The sequence below is a fragment of the Thermophilibacter provencensis genome (assembly GCF_030372065.1).
GTDB classification, from domain to species: Bacteria; Actinomycetota; Coriobacteriia; order Coriobacteriales; family Atopobiaceae; genus Thermophilibacter; species Thermophilibacter provencensis_A.
This window is the reverse complement of record NZ_JAUDEA010000015.1, coordinates 13616-31244: the sequence shown is the minus strand read 5'-3', so window position 1 is coordinate 31244 and position 17629 is coordinate 13616. Positions and strand designations below refer to the sequence as shown.

Annotated in this window: 18 protein-coding genes; 16 read left to right on the top strand and 2 right to left on the bottom strand. The window is 67.2% G+C overall.

What is annotated here, in order from left to right:
- Positions 1–140 precede the first annotated feature (140 nt).
- The 7 genes from QUW25_RS08515 (at position 141) to QUW25_RS08485 (ending at position 6274) form a co-directional block, all read left to right on the top strand.
- On the top strand, positions 141–911 hold the full coding sequence (locus tag QUW25_RS08515; protein WP_289511781.1) for a DeoR/GlpR family DNA-binding transcription regulator: 771 nt from the start codon (positions 141–143) through the stop codon (positions 909–911).
- 27 nt (positions 912–938) lie between these two features.
- Positions 939–1748, top strand: coding sequence for an HAD family hydrolase (locus QUW25_RS08510; RefSeq protein ID WP_289511780.1), 810 nt, complete (start codon positions 939–941; stop codon positions 1746–1748).
- A 289-nt stretch (positions 1749–2037) separates the two neighbouring features.
- Entirely contained in the window at positions 2038–2754 is a 717-nt protein-coding gene (locus QUW25_RS08505; protein ID WP_289511779.1) for a response regulator transcription factor, read from the top strand.
- 109 nt (positions 2755–2863) lie between these two features.
- Complete coding sequence (locus QUW25_RS08500) at positions 2864–3865, top strand: ABC transporter ATP-binding protein (protein WP_289511778.1); 1002 nt, start codon at positions 2864–2866, stop codon at positions 3863–3865.
- Positions 3862–4629, top strand: a complete 768-nt coding sequence (locus tag QUW25_RS08495; RefSeq protein ID WP_289511777.1) for a hypothetical protein — start codon at positions 3862–3864, stop codon at positions 4627–4629. Before QUW25_RS08500 ends, QUW25_RS08495 begins: the two co-directional genes overlap by 4 nt.
- A gap of 9 nt (positions 4630–4638) precedes the next feature.
- The gene (locus QUW25_RS08490; RefSeq protein WP_289511776.1) at positions 4639–5412 is read left to right on the top strand and encodes a hypothetical protein; all 774 of its coding nucleotides are present in this window, start codon (positions 4639–4641) and stop codon (positions 5410–5412) included.
- A 1-nt stretch (position 5413) separates the two neighbouring features.
- Positions 5414–6274 carry a sensor histidine kinase gene (locus QUW25_RS08485; protein WP_289511775.1) on the top strand — a complete coding sequence of 287 codons (861 nt, stop codon included), beginning with the start codon at positions 5414–5416 and terminating at the stop codon, positions 6272–6274.
- A gap of 226 nt (positions 6275–6500) precedes the next feature.
- On the opposite strand, the gene QUW25_RS08480 is transcribed toward QUW25_RS08485, so the two are convergent.
- Positions 6501–7436 (bottom strand): 1-phosphofructokinase family hexose kinase, encoded by a 936-nt coding sequence (locus QUW25_RS08480; protein ID WP_289511774.1) that lies wholly within the window; start codon positions 7434–7436, stop codon positions 6501–6503.
- Positions 7437–7542: 106 nt separating this feature from the next.
- Here QUW25_RS08480 and QUW25_RS08475 point away from each other — a divergent pair, with 106 nt between their 5' ends.
- The 7 genes from QUW25_RS08475 to QUW25_RS08445 all read left to right on the top strand — a co-directional run bounded on the left by QUW25_RS08475 (position 7543) and on the right by QUW25_RS08445 (position 15438).
- Positions 7543–8025, top strand: coding sequence for a PTS system mannose/fructose/N-acetylgalactosamine-transporter subunit IIB (locus QUW25_RS08475; protein WP_289511773.1), 483 nt, complete (start codon positions 7543–7545; stop codon positions 8023–8025).
- 116 nt (positions 8026–8141) lie between these two features.
- The gene (locus tag QUW25_RS08470; RefSeq protein WP_289511772.1) at positions 8142–9434 is read left to right on the top strand and encodes a lipase family protein; all 1293 of its coding nucleotides are present in this window, start codon (positions 8142–8144) and stop codon (positions 9432–9434) included.
- 336 nt (positions 9435–9770) lie between these two features.
- Positions 9771–10850, top strand: a complete 1080-nt coding sequence (pheS, locus tag QUW25_RS08465) for a phenylalanine--tRNA ligase subunit alpha (RefSeq protein ID WP_289511771.1) — start codon at positions 9771–9773, stop codon at positions 10848–10850.
- Positions 10851–11000: 150 nt separating this feature from the next.
- A complete protein-coding gene (gene pheT, locus QUW25_RS08460; RefSeq protein WP_289511770.1) occupies positions 11001–13469 on the top strand; it encodes a phenylalanine--tRNA ligase subunit beta in 2469 nt (822 codons plus the stop codon).
- A gap of 52 nt (positions 13470–13521) precedes the next feature.
- Positions 13522–14307 (top strand): YARHG domain-containing protein, encoded by a 786-nt coding sequence (locus tag QUW25_RS08455; protein ID WP_289511769.1) that lies wholly within the window; start codon positions 13522–13524, stop codon positions 14305–14307.
- 20 nt (positions 14308–14327) lie between these two features.
- Entirely contained in the window at positions 14328–14987 is a 660-nt protein-coding gene (locus tag QUW25_RS08450) for a hypothetical protein (RefSeq protein WP_289511768.1), read from the top strand.
- A gap of 196 nt (positions 14988–15183) precedes the next feature.
- The gene (locus QUW25_RS08445) at positions 15184–15438 is read left to right on the top strand and encodes a helix-turn-helix domain-containing protein (protein ID WP_289511767.1); all 255 of its coding nucleotides are present in this window, start codon (positions 15184–15186) and stop codon (positions 15436–15438) included.
- Between the two features lie 16 nt (positions 15439–15454).
- On the opposite strand, the gene QUW25_RS08440 is transcribed toward QUW25_RS08445, so the two are convergent.
- Positions 15455–16060 (bottom strand): helix-turn-helix domain-containing protein, encoded by a 606-nt coding sequence (locus QUW25_RS08440; protein WP_289511766.1) that lies wholly within the window; start codon positions 16058–16060, stop codon positions 15455–15457.
- 379 nt (positions 16061–16439) lie between these two features.
- Between QUW25_RS08440 and QUW25_RS08435 the strand changes: the two genes are divergently transcribed.
- Together QUW25_RS08435 and QUW25_RS08430 are read left to right on the top strand one after the other, a co-directional pair.
- Positions 16440–17060 carry a bifunctional 4-hydroxy-2-oxoglutarate aldolase/2-dehydro-3-deoxy-phosphogluconate aldolase gene (locus QUW25_RS08435; RefSeq protein ID WP_289511765.1) on the top strand — a complete coding sequence of 207 codons (621 nt, stop codon included), beginning with the start codon at positions 16440–16442 and terminating at the stop codon, positions 17058–17060.
- A gap of 42 nt (positions 17061–17102) precedes the next feature.
- Complete coding sequence (locus QUW25_RS08430) at positions 17103–17567, top strand: PTS sugar transporter subunit IIA (protein WP_289511764.1); 465 nt, start codon at positions 17103–17105, stop codon at positions 17565–17567.
- The last annotated feature ends 62 nt before the right edge of the window (positions 17568–17629 follow it).

The window sequence follows — 17629 nt, the reverse complement described above, 5'->3', positions numbered from 1 at the left end:
GCTGGCCGGTGGGCGCCGCCTGCCGACGGCCTTGCCAAAACAAAAGCAAAAGCAATGTGATAGATTGCCTATAAGGAAAGCAAAAGAAACATATTTCGTTCACAAACGCCGAGAAGAACGTCGAGAAGAACGGAGCCCCCATGCCGGACATGTCCTCCGAGGAGCGCCGCGCCGCCATCCTCGCGATGCTCGACCGCACCACGTCCGTGCAGGTCACACAGCTTGCCGAGGCGTTTGGCGTGTCCCGCGTGACGGCGCGCGCCGACCTTGACGCCCTCGCGCGCGACGGCAAGCTCCGCCGCACCCACGGCGGCGCCGTCTCGCTTTCCAAGACGCTCACGGTCTCCGTCCAGGATCGTCGCGTCAACGTGAACGCCGAGGCAAAGCGCGCCATCGCGCGGCTGGCGGCGCCCTTCGTGGAGGACGGCGACTCGGTGCTGGTGGACTCCGGCACCACGGCGCTCGAGCTCGTGCGCGCCATCTCCGGTCGCTCGGGCGTGACCATCGTGACGGACGACTTCACCATCGCCGACTACGTGGACCGCTCCGCCCCCTCTCTTGACGTCATCATGCTGGGCGGCAGCCTGCGCAAGGGCCACCGCTATACGGCGGGCCCGCTTGCCATGCGCACGCTCGAGATACTCCACCCGGACAAGGCCTTCGTCACGCCCACGTCCTACGTGCCCGGGCGCGGCCTCATGACCAACAACCAGGACATGGCCGAGCTCAAGCGCGCGTTTCTGGGCTGCGCCACGCACACGTACGTGCTCATGGACCAGAGCAAGGTGGGCGCGCCGGGGCTGCTCTGGTTTGGGACGCTCTCGAGCGTGGACGCCGTGATCATGGACGGCGACCCGGCGGGCGCGGTGGGCGAGGACGCCGCCGAGCTGGGCTGTCGCGTCATATACTAGGGCCTCAGCTCTCGAAGGGAGAAACCCGTGGCCATAAAGCTCATCCTCACCGACATTGACGGCACCATCCTGCCGCGCGGGCAGCGCGTGGTCTCGCCGCGCACGGTGGCGGCCTTTCACGCGGCGCTTGATGCGGGAATCTTTGTGGGGCCAGCGAGCGGCCGCGGCTACGCGTGGATCCCGGACTTCTTTGGCGGAGACACCGCCTGCTGCGCCACCGCGCTCGCCACCAACGGCATGCAAGCGTATGTCCGCGGCGAGAAGGTCATGGAGCAGACGCTGCCGCCCGCGGCGCTCGAGCGCGTCCGGCAGATCGTGACGGAGACGCCGAGCGCCGGGCTTCTCGTTTTTGACGAGCTCACGCCGCTGCTTGTGGCGGGCTCGGTGGCAGATCTTGCCGTCGCCTTCCCGTCGTATGCCGAGAAGTGCGTGGTCGCGGAGGGGCTGCCGGACTTTCCCGTGGTCAAGGCCAACGTCTTTGTGGGAACGTCCGCCGACGACGCGGCGCGGCTCGTGGCCCGCCTGAACGCCGAGGTCACGGAGCTCGATGTTGACCGGGCGCTGCCAACCTACTCCAACGTGCAGCCGCGCGGCTGGAACAAGGGCGCGGCCGTGCGGTGGCTCGCGGAGCGCCTGGGCGTAGGCCTGGATGAGGTCGTGGTCTTTGGCGATGCGGACAACGACCTGCCCATGCTCGAGGCGGTGCCCAACTCCGTTGCCGTTGCGGGCGCCACGCCCGAGGCGGCCGCTGCGGCCCGCTGGCACGTTGGCGCTTGCGAGGACGATGCCGTGGCCGCCACGATCGAGGCGCTCGCGGCCGGCGCGTGGCCGTTCTAAAATCCAAACCTCGCGCGAAGGGCATTTTGAGGGGCATTTTCCACCTCAAAATGCCCTTCGTGTGAGGTTGGCATTTTCTCGGCCCCGGTTTTCTCGCTGTCCTCCGAGGGACTCTCCGATGGTATGTGCACAATTCAAAGAATGATGTTCTTCTCAGCTCCTTGTGACCTGCGGTTTTCCGCTCAAGATGCGGCATCAAATATACAACTGTGTACATACCCTTAAAGCGGGGACCGAGAGCCATTCACAAAGTGGGGTGCGGGGCCGCGGCGCGGGCTATACTGGGGGCATGAGCGAGCCTGCTAACAGCCCCCGCGTCCTCGTGGTGGAGGACGATGCCGCGCTCTCCGAGGTGGTCTGCACTTTCCTGGGAGACGAGGGTTACACGTGCGTGCCGGCCTTCTCCGGCACGGAGGCCCTTTTGCTCGCCGAGCGCGCGGGCGAGAAGAACCAGCCCTTTGACCTCGTGATTCTTGACCTCATGCTGCCCGGCGTGCCGGGCGAGGAGCTCATTGGCCGCCTTAGCGCGACCGGGGTTGCCGCGCCCATAATCGTGACCTCGGCTAAGTCTGCCGTGACGGATCGCGTTGCCCTGCTGCGCCTGGGTGCGAGCGACTACCTCGTCAAGCCCTTCGACCTCGACGAGCTGCTCGCACGCGTTGAGGTACAGCTGCGTGGCCGCGCGGGTGCGGAGGTTGGGCCCGCGCCGGAGACGCTGCGCTTTGGCCGCTGGGAGCTCGACCCCGTCGCGCGCACGTTTGCCGTGGACGGCGCGCACCTGCGCCTCACGCGCACCGAGTTTGACATCCTCGCCGCCCTCATGCGCGAGCCGAGCCGCGTCTTTACCAAGCAGGCCCTCTTCGAGCTCGTGCGCAACGAGGAGGCGCTCACGGAGGAGCGCACCATCTCCACGCACATAAGCAACTTGCGCGTGAAGCTGCGGCCCTCCGGCACGGACGCCTACATCCAAACCGTCTGGGGCATCGGCTTCAAGCTCCAGATGTGACAAAGGGACAGTCCCTTCGTCACGCTTCTTGTCGAAGTCTTGTAGGTCTCTGGAGAGTTTCCCAACGCCTCACGGGTAACCTTTGGATAACCCGAGGATGGGAGGAACCATGGCCACATACGCACTGGAAACGAGCAGCCTCTCCAAGTCCTTCTCGCATGGCACCGTGCACGCGGTGCGCAACGTGAGCCTCGCCGTGCCCGCCGGCTCCGTCTTTGGCATCGTGGGCAAGAACGGAGCGGGCAAGTCCACCCTGCTCAAGCTCGTCGCGGGCTTCATGCGGCAGGACGCGGGCACCGTGAGCGTCCTCGGTCGGCAGCTGCGCCCCGGCGAGTCCGACCCGCGCATCGGCGCGCTCGTGGAGGCACCCGCGGTCTACGGCAAGCTCGACGCCTTTGAGAACCTCATGAACCGCGCTCTGGTGCTCGGCCTGCCCGACCCAAAGAAGGCGTGCCGAGAAGCACTTGAGCTCGTGGGCCTTGACGCGCGCACCGCCGGCGACGGCAGCCGCCGCGTCCTCTGGCCGCGCGGCACCTACGTGGACGACCTCTCCACCGGCCAGCGCCAGCGGCTCGGCGTTGCCCTCGCCCTCATCGGCAACCCCGAGCTGCTGCTTCTTGACGAGCCGCTGAGCGGCATCGACCCCACGGGCGTCTCTCTCCTGCGCGACCTGCTCGTCCGCCTCAACCGCGAGCGCGGCGTCACCATCGTGGTGAGCTCGCACGTTCTCGCGGACCTCGGGCGCATGTGCACGCACTACGGAATCATGCGCGACGGCGCCCTCGTGCGCCAGCTCACTTCCGAGGAGCTTGCCGACGCCTGTGCCACCTACCTCACGCTGCGCGTCGATGCCCCGGAGCGCGCGGTGGCCGTGCTCGCCGAGGAGCTGCCGGGCCTTACGGTGCGCGTGCTGCCGGGCGGGTCCCTGCGCGTGACGGCGCCGGGTGGCGGCGAGCCGGACCGCACGGTGCTGGCGCAGGTGCTCCTGGCTGCGGGCATCGCCGTGACGGAGCTCACCGCCAGTGCGCCGGACGTGGAGGCCGAGCTCGTGCGCATCATCGACGGAAAGGCGGACGCCGCGGGTCGCCGCACGGCAAAGAAGGGCAGGTGAGCACCATGACCAACCTGAGAAACCAGCTCCGCGCCGCGCTCTACCTCGCCTCGCGCGACGCCTACGTGAAGGGTGCCTTCGTGCTGCCGGCGCTTCTGATAGCGTGGATGGTGGCGGCGCTCTTTCTCTCGGACGGTACCGCTTGGACCACCTATGAGCTCGCGTTCTCCGGTCTCCTGAGCGTGGGGCCCATCTTCGGGACGTCGTTCGCGACGCTCGGGCTGGCCGCGCATGACCGCGACTCGGGCGGCCTGCGCGCGAGCGCGTGCTCCGAGGGCGGCCGCACGGGCTACGTGGCGTCCCGTGTCCTGCTCGTGGGCGTGCTCGCCACGGCGCTCGCGCTCTGGTCGGCCTTGCTGAGCCTTGTCGCCCTCGCTCTGCCGGGCGTGAGCGTTGACGGAACGCCCGCCGAGACGCTCGCCCTTCTCGCCCTCGTGCGCTTTCTCGTGGGCTGGGCGTACGCGGTCATCTGCGTGGCGCTCACCTCGGCGGCGCACGGCATGGGCGCGACCTTCCTCGTTGCGCTGCTCGTCGCGCAGGGGGCGCTCTATAGCGTTGCTCAGATGATTGGGACCATTGCGTGGCACTTCCTGTTCCCGGCCGTTACGAGCGACTGGTTTGAGGTCCTCTCTGCCTGCTCGCTCCACGGCCTCATCCAGAGCTTTGCCGTAAGCGACCCCGTGCGCTTTCTCGCGCTGCCCCTCGTCTACCTCGCCCTTGCCTCCGCGCTTTTCCACGCGCGCACGGCGCGGCGCAGTCTCTAGGAGGTTGCCATGGCCAACCAGCTTCGCGCCGCGCTCTACCTGCTCGGGCGCAACGTGTACCCCGCCATTGCCGTGCTGCTCGTGATCTTGCAGGAGGCGTGCATCGTGTGGATTGGCGCAAGCGGCACGGTCTACGGCGGCCAGGACTCGTTGATTGCAAACTACGCGCTGCCGTTCATCTGCTGCTTTGTTGCTGTTGGGGTGGCCACGGAGGACGACTCCGCTCACGGTCTGCGCGCCGCCGTCTGCGCGCAGGACGGCCGCGTCCGCTACGCCGTCTCGCGCGCGGTGGCGGTTGCCGTGTCCACCGCGGTCGTGATCGCGCTCGCGCTGGCGCTCGACCTCGTGCCGGCGGCGGTCGGCCACCCGGAGCTCTCGCTCGTGGTCTCGGCGCCGCAGATGCACACGCCCGAGCGCCTGCTCGCCCAGTACCTCTCCGTCCTTGCGTTTGCCGAGCTCGTCCTGCTCGTTGCCTGGGCGTCGAGAAAAACGAGCGTGGCGCTGCTCGTGGCGTTTGTGGTGGGAATCCCGCGCCTTGCCCTGAGCCCGCTGCTCATTCCGGTGGCGCTGCTTCCGGCGCCCGCGACCGGCTGGAGCGTGGACGTGGCCGGTCTTCTCGGCGCGGTCTCTGACCTCCTGCCCGTGGCCGCCCTGACCTCCGTGGTCTCGTACCCGGGCGGCATCCAGCCCGTGAGTCTTGTGGGCGGTTACGTGGTGCCCCTCGTGTGGCTGGTCGCGCTCTTTGCGCTGGGTCGCGCCCTCATGGCGAGAAGGACGGTGTGACGTGGGCGCCCTTCCGCTGCACGGAGCTCGTGACCGCGACCTGGCGCGGCTGGCTGAGCTGCTCGATCGCATCGCTGTCTCGCCCGCTCCCCGTGCGCGCCTGGAGTCCTCCGATCCCGCGGTGGCGGCGCTCGCCCGCGCGGTTGACCGCCACCTGGACGCCGACCTCGAGCGTGACCTCGAGCGCCGCCGCGCCGATGAGCGCTTCCGCGAGCAGCTCGCCGCGCTCTCCCACGACATCCGCACGCCGCTCGCCGGGGCTCAGGGCTACCTGCAGCTCGCCCAGCGCGCGGAGGACCCCGAGCGCGCGGCCCGCTACCTCGAGGGTGCCGAGAAGCGCCTCGCTGCCATGCGCGTGCTCGTGGACGACCTCTTCACGTACGCCCGCGCGGCGGACCCGTCCTGGGAGCCGGAGCTCGTGGCGTGCGACCTCGCCGCTGCGGTGACGGACGCGCTCGCGGCCCGCTACGAGGCCTTCGCCTCGCGCGGCTGGGAGCCGGACGTGCGAGTGGGGGAGTGCGCGCCCGTGCTCGCCGCGCCCGACGCGCTCGCCCGCGTGATAGCAAACCTGCTGGAGAACACCCTCGCTCACGGCCGCGGTGCGCCGTGGGTTCGCGTGGAGGGCACGGCGCTCGCGGTGGAGAATCCCGTGACGGCAGAAGACGCGGCCCGGCTTGACCCCGCGCGCCTCACGGAGCGCTTCTACCAGGGCGATCCCTCGCGCACCGGCCACGGGACCGGCCTTGGCCTCGCCGTCGCCCGCGCGCTCACGGAGTCGATGGGCGGCGCGCTCGCGGTGAGCGTCACCGCCGGCGAGCAGCCGCTCTTCTCGGCCCGCATAGAGCTCCGCCCTGCGCCGTGAGCCGCAGTCTCCGTCCTTCTCGCCCGCGCGCCGACTTCCCACAGGGTATGTACATAATTCAAAAACTAATTAGGTACCGCGCAATCTAAAACTCCAGGTAGAAGCGCCGTCGATTTAGCATCAAACCCTCAACTGTGTACATACCCTCCGGGGAGGGCGGCGCGGCGAGAAACCCAGGCGAGAAACCCAGGCGAGAAACCCAGGCGCGAAGCCCGAACTCGCGCCCCTACGCCACGCGCTCCACGCTCGTGCCGGAGCGCAGCTCGTCTGCCACGGCTATGTCGAAGTGGCCGGTCGACGCCGTGAGGCAGTTGGCGCTCGCGCAGGCCATCGCAAACGCGAGCTGGTCCTCCACGGCCATCCCGCGCGCCATGGCAACGGCGAAGGCACCCACCATCGTGTCGCCTGAGCCCACGGGGTTCACAACCTCGATCTTCGGCGCGCGCCCGCGGAAGACGCCCTCGGAGCAGGCCATCACGGAGCCGTCGCCGCCCAGCGAGACCACGACCTTCTCGATGCCGTACTTCTCGTGCACCTCGCGCGCCGCGGCCACGATCTCGTCCAGGGACTCGGGCTTGCGGCCCAGAATCGCGCAGATCTCGTCCGTGTTGGGCTTGATCATCGTGGGACGGGCGGCAAGGCTGCCCACGAGCAGCGCGCCCGAGGTGTCCAGGATCGCCGGCTTGCCCGCCGCGCGCACGATCTCCACCAGCTCGCGGTAGATGGCGTCGCCGCAGCCCGCCGGCACGGACCCGTTGAAGGTCACCACGTCCGCGCGCGCCGCCACCTCGGCGACCTTTTCGCGCACGGCCGCAACCTCGTCCTCCGTCACCGCGCGCCCGGGCTCCAGGAACTCCGTCGAGCGCCCGTCCGGCTCGAGCACGTTCACGCAGCAGCGCGTCTCGGCCGCCACGTGCACAAAGTCGTGCTCGATGCCGTCTGCGTCCAGCAGCTCGCAGAGGAGCCGGCCGTTGTTGCCGCCCACAAAGCCCGTGGCCACGATCTTCTCGCCGCAGGTGGCAACCGCGCGGGCGGCGTTGAGACCCTTGCCGCCGGCGTTGTCGATGCAGCGCTCCACGCGCATGACGGTGCCGTCCACGAGCGGGCACGCCAGCTGATAGGCCTTGTCGATGGAGCTGTTGAGCGTGACGGTAGAGATCATGACCTCTCCTTTGCCGGGGCAGGCGGAAACTATAAGCCATACAATAATACCGTCGGCGTCTTTGCGCATCCGGCGCGCGCCGCTTCCCGGGAGAAAGGCCCCGTTAATGGCAGAGCCCAACGTTCTTCTTGTGAGGATTGACAACCGCCTCATACACGGGCAGGTTGCCACGCAGTGGAACGCCGAGCTTGGCGCAAACCTCGTCATCGTTGCCAACGACGAGGTTGCCGCAAACGCCATGCGGCAGAGCCTCATGAAGATGGCCGCCCCGCGCGGGGCGCGCACGCGCTTTCTCACCATCGCGGACACCGCGGCTGCCGTGGCGGCCGCAACCGAGCGCCAGCGGATCTTCATTGTGGTGGAGACGCCCGCCGACGCCCTCGCCCTCGTGCGCGCGGGCGTTCCGGTTTCGCGGGTCAACGTGGGCAACATGCACATGACCGGCGACAAGCGCCAGGTCACCCCCTCCGTGGCGGTGGGGGAGGAGGATGTGGCGGCCTTCCGCGAGCTGCGCGCCGCGGGCGTTGAGCTTGAGGTTCGCCGCGTTCCGGGGGCGGATGCCGAGGACGCCGAGAAGCTCCTCGCATAGCCGCCGCAACCTCGCGCTTCCTAACGGTTTTGTCACGTTGGCCGGTGGCCCCGTTCCGCGCGGCACCACCGGGTATCATTGAACAAACGCCCAGCGAGAAGAACGGGGAGGTGGCGATGCTCATACGGAGAAGGGCTCGGAGGCGCCGCCGCGGCGTGCTTCTCGCGCTGCTCGTGGCCGTTGCCCTTGCGGACAGCGCCACGCTCGCCGGCGCCGCGGTCCTGCACGCACGCAGGATCGAGCGCGTCACGGGCGTCAACGCCGTGAGCGCGCCGCGCCTCGAGGCCGAGCGCCGCACGGGACCCTTTGAGACGACGCTTGAGTACGGTGCGCTCTTCTCGGCCGAGGGCCACCAGGTCTCGTCCAACGTCTCCTGGGACGACGAGTGGTTCTTCCAGGACGCCACCTCCTACAACGCCGAACTCGCCCACACCTGCGCGGTTCTCTCCGCCGTGGCCAATGCCGAGAGCGCCTACTACCAGCAGGGGTCCACCTCGCCCGCCTATGCCGAGCACGCCTTTGCCCAGCTTGGCTTTGACGACGTGTGCACGGCGTCGTACCGCTATCGCAGCGAGGTGCTCGACGAGGTGCTCGGCGTCATAGACGGCACGGACGTGGTGGCCTACACGCTGGCAACCAAGCGCGTCGTCTCGCGCGAGACGGGGGCCGAGAAGCTCCTCACCGTCGTGGTGGTGCGCGGGTCGTACGGCTCAGAGTGGCTCTCCAACATTCGCATCGAGGGGAGCTCGGACGTCTCGGGCGCCATCGACGATGACGACCACCTCGGATTTACGCTCGCCGCCAACGAGATCGTGGCGGACCTCGAGGCGCGCGCGGCCGAGCTGGACCCGGGCGTGGAGCGCTCCTACCTCTTCTGCGGGCACAGCCGCGGCGGCGCCGTGGCAAACCTGCTCGCCAGCTACGCCGACGATGACAGCCACACGATCGCCACGGCCGAGGACGTGCGCGCCTACACCTTTGCGACGCCCAACTGCACCTCCGCCGCCGGCGCGCGCGGCGCCGCCTACGACAACGTCTTCAACATCCTCAACCCCTCCGACCTGGTGCCGCAGCTGCCGCTGGCGTGCTGGGGCTACGAGCGCTACGGCCGTGACGTGTGGCTTCCCGCCGAGAAGGACGAGGGCTTTGAGGACCTTCTCGCCGCGATGCGCGCCTCCTACGCCGCGACGATGGGGACGGACTGCCCGGCAGACCCGGGGGACCTGAAGACGGTGCGCAGCTTTGCGGGCACCATCGGGTCGCGCTTCTCGAGCTTTGACGAGCTTGTCTGCCCGGCGGGGCTCGTGGAGCTTGCGGGGGCGGCCGTGAGCTCGGGCGTGGACGCGGGCAGGCTGCTCGCGAGCCACTATCCCAACACCTACATCGCCTGGCTCGACGTCCTGCGCTGAGATCTGTGCTACCATGTCACGCTAGGCGATGACGGAGAGGTTTGGGCGTCACGTTGCCAGCGGACAAGAGATGGGGGTCACCGGCTGAGAGCCCCCTCCAAGGCAGAGGCCCAGAGTTCACTCCACCAGCTGCAACCTGAACCTGATGAAAGGTGACCGTCATTTTTCATCATCAGTAGGGAAGCCGTAGGCCCCACGGCACGGGGCGCAAACGAGAGGGCGCCCGGGAGAGACAACCCGCGCGCCAACCGAGGTGGTACCGCGGATCATTCCGTCCTTGGGCAGCAGCACGGCTGCCGTGAGGGCGGTTTTTTAGTAGAGAAGGGACGAGAAGCTATGGCAATGTCCGATGACCTCAAGGCCATTGAGGCACAGGTGACCGAGGGCCTGGCCGCCGCGGAGAGCATGGAGGCCCTGGAGGCCCTGCGCGTGAGCGTGCTGGGCAAGAAGGGCTCGCTCACGCAGATCATGCGCTCGATGGGCAAGCTCGCGCCGGAGGAGCGCCCCGTGATGGGCCAGCTCGCCAACACCGTGCGCGGCAACGTCGACGCCGCTATCAAGGCGCGCCGCGAGGAGCTCGGGCGCGAGCTCATGGAGCGCAAGATGGCCGCCGACGCCTGCGACGTCACGCTGCCGGGACGTCGCCTCTCCCACGGCACCCAGCACCTCATCAGCCAGATTCGCGAGGAGGTCGAGGACATCTTCTGCGGCCTGGGCTACACCGTCGAGGACGGCCCCTACGTGGAGAGCACCTGGTACAACTTCACCGCGCTCAACGCCCCTGAGGACCACCCCAGCCGCTCGGCCAAGGACACCTTCTACGTGGTGGACAACGCGCCCGGCACCATGCTCCACGCCGAGGAGACCAACGTCCAGGGCGAGTCCGACGTGCTCCTGCGCACCCAGACCTCCGGCGTCCAGGTGCACGTGATGGAGCGCCAGAAGCCGCCCATCTACATGATCTGCCCCGGCACCGTGTTCCGCCCGGACACGGCCGACGCCAACCACCTGCCGCAGTTCACCCAGATCGAGGGCCTCGTCGTGGACGAGGGCATCACCTTCGGCGACTTCAAGGGCACCATGGACTACTTCCTGCGCCAGGTCTTTGGCGAGGACCGCGCCACGCGCTACCGCCCGCACTTCTTCCCCTTCACCGAGCCCTCCTGCGAGGTCGACGTCTCCTGCGGCGTCTGCGGCGGCAAGGGCTGCCGCTTCTGCAAGGGCACCGGCTGGCTCGAGATCCTGGGCGCCGGCATGGTTGACCCCAACGTCCTCGAGTACTGCGGCATCGACTCCGAGAAGTACACCGGCTTTGCCTTTGGCATGGGCGTCGAGCGCATCGCCTGCCTGCGCTACGACCTGCCCGACCTGCGCATGCTCATGACCGGCGACATGCGCTTCCTCTCGCAGTTCTAGGACTTCCTCTGGCACCCCATCTGGCGGCTCATTCGTCGCTCGCGTACCTAAGTACGCGTCGCTCCTCTTTCACCACCATCTGGGGCACCAGAGAAACCCCTAGAACTACGAGAAATAGTTTTTACTAAATCGCGCGAAAAGGAGAAGAACATGCGCGTCTCTTATGAGTGGCTCAAGAGCATGGTCGACGTGCCGGCCGACCCCGCCGAGCTCGTGGCCGAGTTCACCCGCACCGGCACCGAGGTCGAGGCCGTGGAGAAGGTCGGCGCCAACCTGGAGCACGTGGTCACGGCCCAGGTTGTGAGCAAGAAGCCGCACCCGGACTCCGACCACATGTGGCTCTGCCAGGTCTCCGTGGGCGACAAGAACGTGGACGAGAACGGCAACCCCGTTCCCCTGCAGATCGTCTGCGGCGCCCAGAACTTCAACGAGGGCGACCACATCGTGACCGCCATGATCGGCGCGGTGCTGCCCGGCGACTTCAAGATCAAGAAGAGCAAGCTGCGCGGCGTTGAGTCCTGCGGCATGAACTGCTCTGCCCGCGAGCTGGGCCTCGGCAACGACCACGAGGGCATCATGATCCTGCCCGAGGACGCGCCGGTGGGCATGGACTTCACCGACTACCTCGGCATGTCCGATACCGTGATCGACTGCGAGATCACACCCAACCGCCCCGACTGCCTCTCCATGACCGGCATGGCCGTCGAGGTTGCCGCCATGCTCGACGAGGACACCCACATCGAGCTGCCCGCCGTCAAGGTGGAGCAGGGGCCCAACGCCGCCGACCTCGTTGACGTGACGATCGACGACCCCGAGCTCTGCCCGCGCTACACCGCGCGCGTGGTGCGCAACGTGAAGATCGGCCCCTCGCCCGACTGGCTCGCGCAGCGCGTTGCCGCCGCCGGCGGCCGCTCGATCAACAACGTCGTGGACGTCACCAACTACGTGATGTACCTCACCGGCCAGCCGCTCCACGCCTTTGACCTGGGCAAGCTCACCGAGCGCGACGGCCGCCGCCACATCGTGGTGCGCGCCGCCAAGGATGGCGAGAAGCTCGTGACGCTCGACGGCCAGGAGCGCACCCTCACCTCCGACATGTGCCTCATCACTGACGATGGCGTGACCCCGATCGCCCTTGCCGGCGTCATGGGCGGCCTGGACTCCGAGATCACGGAGGCCACGACCGACGTGCTCCTGGAGAGCGCGAACTTCTCGGCCGGTCACACCTCCCGCACCTCCCGCAACCTCGACCTCATGAGCGAGGCCTCCATCCGCTACGAGCGCCAGGTCGACGGCTCCAACTGCGCCAACGTGGCCCAGATTGCGGCCGCGCTCTTTGAGGAGTGCTGCGGCGCCGAGGTTTGCCCTGGCATCGTGGACGTCTACCCCGGCGAGGCCGATGACGCTCCCGTGCAGATCACGCTGCGCCCGAACCGCGCCCGCCTCATCGGTGGCGCCGACATCCCCGAGGAGTTCATGGCCTCTCGCCTGCGCCGCCTGGGCTGCACCGTTGAGCGGGCCGGCGAGGACGCGCTCGCGGTGACCGCGCCCACCAACCGCCCCGACCTCACCCGTGAGGTCGACCTCATCGAGGAGGTCGTGCGCCTCTGGGGCGAGGGCGACATCGAGCCCACCATCCCCGCCGCCAGGAACCACGCCGGCGGCCTCACCCCCGAGCAGCGCCGCGTGCGCAAGATCGGCCAGGTCCTGCGCGCCTGCGGCCTCTCGGAGACCTCCACGTACTGCTTTGCCGCGCCCGACGACCTCTCTCGCCTGGGCATCCCCGAGACCGGCCGCGGCGTGCCCGTGAAGATCATCCGCCCGCTCGTGGCCGAGCAGTCCGAGATGCGCCGCGACATGCTGCCGGGGCTCCTGCGCTCCGTGGCCTACAACCTCGACCACGGCGTGGCAAACGTGGCGCTCTACGAGATCGGCCGCGTCTTCTTTGGCCACGAGCACAAGAGCCTGCCGGACGAGCCGAGCTACGTCTGCGGCGTGATGGCCGGCAGGCGCGCCGACGACGCCTGGAACCAGCGCTTCGAGGACTACGACTTCTTCGACGCCAAGGGCGTGGTCGAGGAGCTCCTGGACGCCCTGCGCGTGAGCAAGGTGCGCTTCAAGGTTGCGGACGCCGAGAAGTACCCCTGGCTGCAGCCGGGCCGCGCCGCTGAGGTCGTGGCGGGCGGCGGCCAGGTCGTGGGCTGGGTCGGCAACGTCCACCCGCGCGGGCTCGCTGCCATGGGCATCGAGGTGCCGGTCGTGGCCTTTGAGCTCTCCCAGGAGGTGCTGCTCCGCCTGGCCGTGGACCAGCGCCCCTATGAGGACATCCCCACGCTCCCCGGCGTGTCCGTGGACCTGGCCATCGTGGTCGACGAGTCCGTGACCTGCGAGACCCTCATGCAGCGCATCACCTCCGCGGGCGGCAAGCTGCTCTCCGACGTCCGCCTCTTCGACGTCTACCGCGACGACGAGCGCGTGGGCAAGGGCAAGAAGTCCATGGCCTTCTCGCTTACGTACCGCGCGGCGGACCGCACCCTCACCTCCGACGAGGTGGAGAAGGCGCACGAGAAGCTCGTGACCAAGGTCTGCAAGTCCACCGGCGGCGAGGTTCGCGCCTAATGATGACAATGGTGACAGGGTAAATTGTCATCATCGGAGGGGTGATGGGTCGATGTTTTGCTCAAACTGCGGACGCGAGCTCCCTGAGGGGACGAAGTTCTGCCCCGAGTGCGGGACACCCTCCGGAGACGGCACGACCGGTGCCGTGAGCATGGGAAACGCGCGAGACATCCAGCACGGTCCCGCGGCGGCCGCCGGGAGGCGGCGGCCCGCGGGGCTGGCGGTCGTTGCCGGCGTCATGGCGCTTCTCGCCGTGGTGTGCGTGGGCGTGTTTGTGGTGGGCGCCAACCCGTTTGGGCAGCCCGCGCCGGAGGAGCCCGTGGCTCAGGAGGAGCCTGCCGAGCAGGAAGAGCCCTCCGAGCAGGAAGAGCCCTCCGAGCAGGAGCCGGCTGACTCCGAGCTTGAGTTCACCGCGCAGGACGACGATCGCTCCAAGACGGGCGACGAGGATGCCGCCGAGAAGGACGAGCGGCCCGCAGACTCCGCCGACGAGCAGGACGACGCCGAGGAGCCCGACGACTCCGACGTCGATACCACCCCCACCTCCGGCGACTACCTGCTCCCGGACAGCGACTCCCACGTCTACACCGCCCAGGAGCTCTCCGGCATGAGCGACTGGGAGCTCTACATTGCCCGCAATGAGATCTACGCGCGCCACGGCCGCTGCTTCAACAACGACGACCTCCAGTCCTACTTTGACGGGAAATCCTGGTACTCCAAGCAGATCTCGCCGGAGGCCTTTGACCAGCGCGCCGGCCAGCTGCTCAACGCCACCGAGCTCAAGAACGCCGAGACGATCCTCTCCGTCGAGCAGGCCCGCGGCTCCGCCTACATCTAGCAGCGCACGAGGGGAGGGCCATGCCAAGCTGGAACATACATACCGCGCACGTTGAGCGGCTGCTCCGCGAGGAGGGGGCCGAGGCGCTGGGCATCACCGACGTCAACGCCTTCCTCTTTGGCAACGTGGTGCCGGACATCTACGTGGGCTACATGGTGCCCAACACCACCTTTCGCATTGACTACAAGCTCACGCACCTCGCGCTGCGCGAGCACATCCCCCTGCCGCGCCACGACGACTTCTGGGAGTTCTACATCGAGCGCCAGGAGCACGTCTCCGACATGACGCTCGGCGCGTGGGCGCACCTGGCCGCGGATCACGTCTACAACGCGCACACCCGTGCCTACCTCAAGAAGATTGGCGTGGAGCCGGGCGAGCGCGCCCGCGTGGGAAAGCAGGCGGACTTCGCGCTCTTTGGCCGCACCCTCGACATTTCCCTTGTTCCCCACGTTGACCAGGCGCTTCTCGCTCAGTGCGCGAGCTTTGGCCCGTACTCCATCCTCGAGCGCGACGCCCGTGCGGCCGTGCGCTCCGCGGCGGAGATCGTGGAGAAGAACCGTGCGGAACACGTGTGCGGCACGCCTACGTATCAGCTGCTCACGGCGGAGTTCTTCGAGGAGGCACGCGAGGAGGCCAATGCCGTCATCGTGGACGGCCTGCGCTCGCGCACCGCGCGATAGCTGTGAAGAAGGTACCCCCTCTGACTCATTTGGTGCTGGCGCACTGACAAGAACGCCCGCCTGCCGGGAAGGCTTCTCTATCACTCACAATTTGTCGCCCCCTGAGGGCGGAGAGGAGAGGCCACGGGTAAAAGGGGCGGGTGAGCTGCAAAGAAATGACCGCGGGGGCCTCACCGGGGAGTTCATCGCGGACATCGTGCTCCAGCTGCTCTCGTACATGGCACAGGTGGAGCGTGACAACATCCGGCAGCGGCAGGCGGAGGGCATTGCCGCTGCCCAGGCGCGCGGTGTCCGCTTTGGGCGACCGCGCATCGAGCGCCCGGACGAGTTTGCCCTGGTGCAGGACTTGTTTGAGCGCGATGAGATAACGGTGGCCGAGGCCGCCAAACGCTGCGGGGTCTCTCGCTCAACGTTTAGGCGCTGGCTCGCGGAGTGCAAGGCGCGGGCCTGAAGGTCGGGTTCCCGCCCTATAGCATGACCCAGGGGAGGCGGGACTCAGGAATCATCACGCCGAGAAGGACGATGAGCGTGATGGCGATGATCGCGCCCAGCACGAACTGTAGGACGACGTTTTGCGTGTTGCGACCGGCCCTGCGCTTGACGATGTAGTTGGTCTGGGAGCCGTCTGCCGCCTCGAGCGCGTCGCGAAAGGCCTTGGCTCGCTGGGCGCGGGGCCCGCGGCGCACGAGCAGCAGCGAGAGGAGCCCCAGGATGAGCACGGCCTCGGTGACGCGCACGGCAATCTGCGTGGAGTCGGGCGCCGTGTTGGTGATGGCAACGAGGGCGATGGCGCAGAGCAGGGTGACCACCGAGACGATGGCCATGATGGCGGTCTCGTAGGTCTCCGTTCCCTCGATGACCTTGACCATGAGCTCCTCGTCCTTCTCGATGAGGCGCCCGATCTTGACCTTGAGGGCAACCGCAAGGGCGAGGAGCTGCTGCTGGGAGGGAAACTCCTTGCCGCTCTCCCAGGCCGCCACGGTCTCAGGGGAGACCCCTGCCCTCTCCGCGAGCTTTGCCTGCGACCAGCCTCGACCCTCGCGAAGCTTGGCAAGTGTGGACCCAAATTCCATGTTCGCTCCCGTCCTCGGGCTTCCCTTGGCCGTATTTTTGACTACAAAAATGGAGAAATAGTGGAGAATAATATTCAGAATCGCATAAATATACAGAAATACTTCAGTAATATACAAAACAAAATGTGAGACAGATAATCGCAAATCGACCGGGGAGGAGAGCAAGGAGGGCCGAGAAACCCGTCTTGTTTACTCTAAATAGCCTGTTGGAAAGAATAATACCTGAACAGTGGACTGTCTCTATAGCTGAAACCCTTCTCAACATGTTCCAAATCGGTATTCAGTCCCTATGCAGATTATATGAAGAAACTCTTCTCAGCAAAAAGAAAATATACGTCGATAATACAGCTAACGAGAAATGTCGATCGAGGAGGCAACTATGAGCGAGCTCATTCTTCCCAAGGTGACGGTCATCCTCCGCGGCTACGAGACGAAGCAGGTGCTGAGCGTCGTCGAGCAGCTCGTGGGGACCAAGGTCAACTCCATCGAGGTGGCGAGCAACTCCCCGCACGCGATGGAGTCCATCGCCCAGGCGCGCAAGGAGTTTGGCACCGAGGTCCACGTGGGTGCCGGCACCGTCAAGAACGCCGAGCTCGCCCGTCAGGCCATCGCCGCCGGCGCCGAGTTCATGCTCTCCCCGATCATGTTCACCCAGGAGATCTTCGACCTCGCCAAGGAGGCCGGCGTCATCACCGTTCCCGCCGCCTTCAGCCCCACCGAGGTCCAGCAGATGATCGACATGGGCGCGGACATCGTGAAGATCTTCCCCGCCGGCCAGCTCGGCCCGGACTACATCAAGGCCATCCAGGCCCCGCTCGGCAAGCTCCCGCTCATGGTCGTGGGCGGCGTGAGCACGGACAACGTCCAGTCCTACTTTGACAAGGGCGCCACGTATGCCGGCATCGGCTCGGGCATCTTTGACCCCAAGGACATCGAGGAGTGCAACTCCGCCAACCTCGCCGCCTCCCTCAAGAGGCTCGAGGAGAACATCGTCTGGTAGGCGTCGCGCAAGCGATCACAGATACGAGAGAGGGAGAACAGCATGGCAGATCTGAGCTTCGACAGCTCGCTCGTCGTTCGCATTGACGAGGAGGGCCTCACCTGCGAGGACGTGGAGCGCCGTCTTGCGGCGGTCCTCGAGGAGCAGGGCTACGTGAAGGACACCTACGCCCAGGCCATCGTCGACCGTGAGGCCAACTTCCCCACGGCGCTGGACATGAGCGGCCTCAACGTGGCCATCCCGCACTGCGACGTTGCCAACGTCAACAAGGCGGCCATGTGCATGGGCGTCCTCGCGCACCCCGTCGACTGGTACAAGATGGACGAGCCCGAGGAGACCTGCAAGGTGTCCGTCGTGTGCATGCTCGCCCTCACCGAGGCCCACGCCCACCTCGAGATGCTCCAGAAGGTCATCGGCTTTGTCCAGGACCAGGAGCTCGTGGGCAAGGTCATCGCCGCGACCGACCCCGAGGAGATCTTCTCGCTCGCGAGCGGCCTTCTCGTCTAGCCATCCAACTAGGGTAAGTGGCGCACCACAGGGGTGCGCTCAAGCGTTCTCTTTGAGAGAGA

Coding starts and splice junctions, on each gene's coding strand:
- QUW25_RS08500 (WP_289511778.1), top strand. CDS start 2,864: ATGGCCACATACGCACTGGAAACGAGCAGCCTCTCCAAGTCCTTCTCG.
- QUW25_RS08430 (WP_289511764.1), top strand. CDS start 17,103: ATGGCAGATCTGAGCTTCGACAGCTCGCTCGTCGTTCGCATTGACGAG.
- QUW25_RS08490 (WP_289511776.1), top strand. CDS start 4,639: ATGGCCAACCAGCTTCGCGCCGCGCTCTACCTGCTCGGGCGCAACGTG.
- QUW25_RS08435 (WP_289511765.1), top strand. CDS start 16,440: ATGAGCGAGCTCATTCTTCCCAAGGTGACGGTCATCCTCCGCGGCTAC.
- QUW25_RS08505 (WP_289511779.1), top strand. CDS start 2,038: ATGAGCGAGCCTGCTAACAGCCCCCGCGTCCTCGTGGTGGAGGACGAT.
- QUW25_RS08480 (WP_289511774.1), bottom strand. CDS start 7,436: ATGATCTCTACCGTCACGCTCAACAGCTCCATCGACAAGGCCTATCAG.
- pheT (WP_289511770.1), top strand. CDS start 11,001: ATGCGCGTCTCTTATGAGTGGCTCAAGAGCATGGTCGACGTGCCGGCC.
- QUW25_RS08440 (WP_289511766.1), bottom strand. CDS start 16,060: ATGGAATTTGGGTCCACACTTGCCAAGCTTCGCGAGGGTCGAGGCTGG.
- QUW25_RS08515 (WP_289511781.1), top strand. CDS start 141: ATGCCGGACATGTCCTCCGAGGAGCGCCGCGCCGCCATCCTCGCGATG.
- QUW25_RS08475 (WP_289511773.1), top strand. CDS start 7,543: ATGGCAGAGCCCAACGTTCTTCTTGTGAGGATTGACAACCGCCTCATA.
- QUW25_RS08470 (WP_289511772.1), top strand. CDS start 8,142: ATGCTCATACGGAGAAGGGCTCGGAGGCGCCGCCGCGGCGTGCTTCTC.
- pheS (WP_289511771.1), top strand. CDS start 9,771: ATGGCAATGTCCGATGACCTCAAGGCCATTGAGGCACAGGTGACCGAG.
- QUW25_RS08450 (WP_289511768.1), top strand. CDS start 14,328: ATGCCAAGCTGGAACATACATACCGCGCACGTTGAGCGGCTGCTCCGC.
- QUW25_RS08455 (WP_289511769.1), top strand. CDS start 13,522: ATGTTTTGCTCAAACTGCGGACGCGAGCTCCCTGAGGGGACGAAGTTC.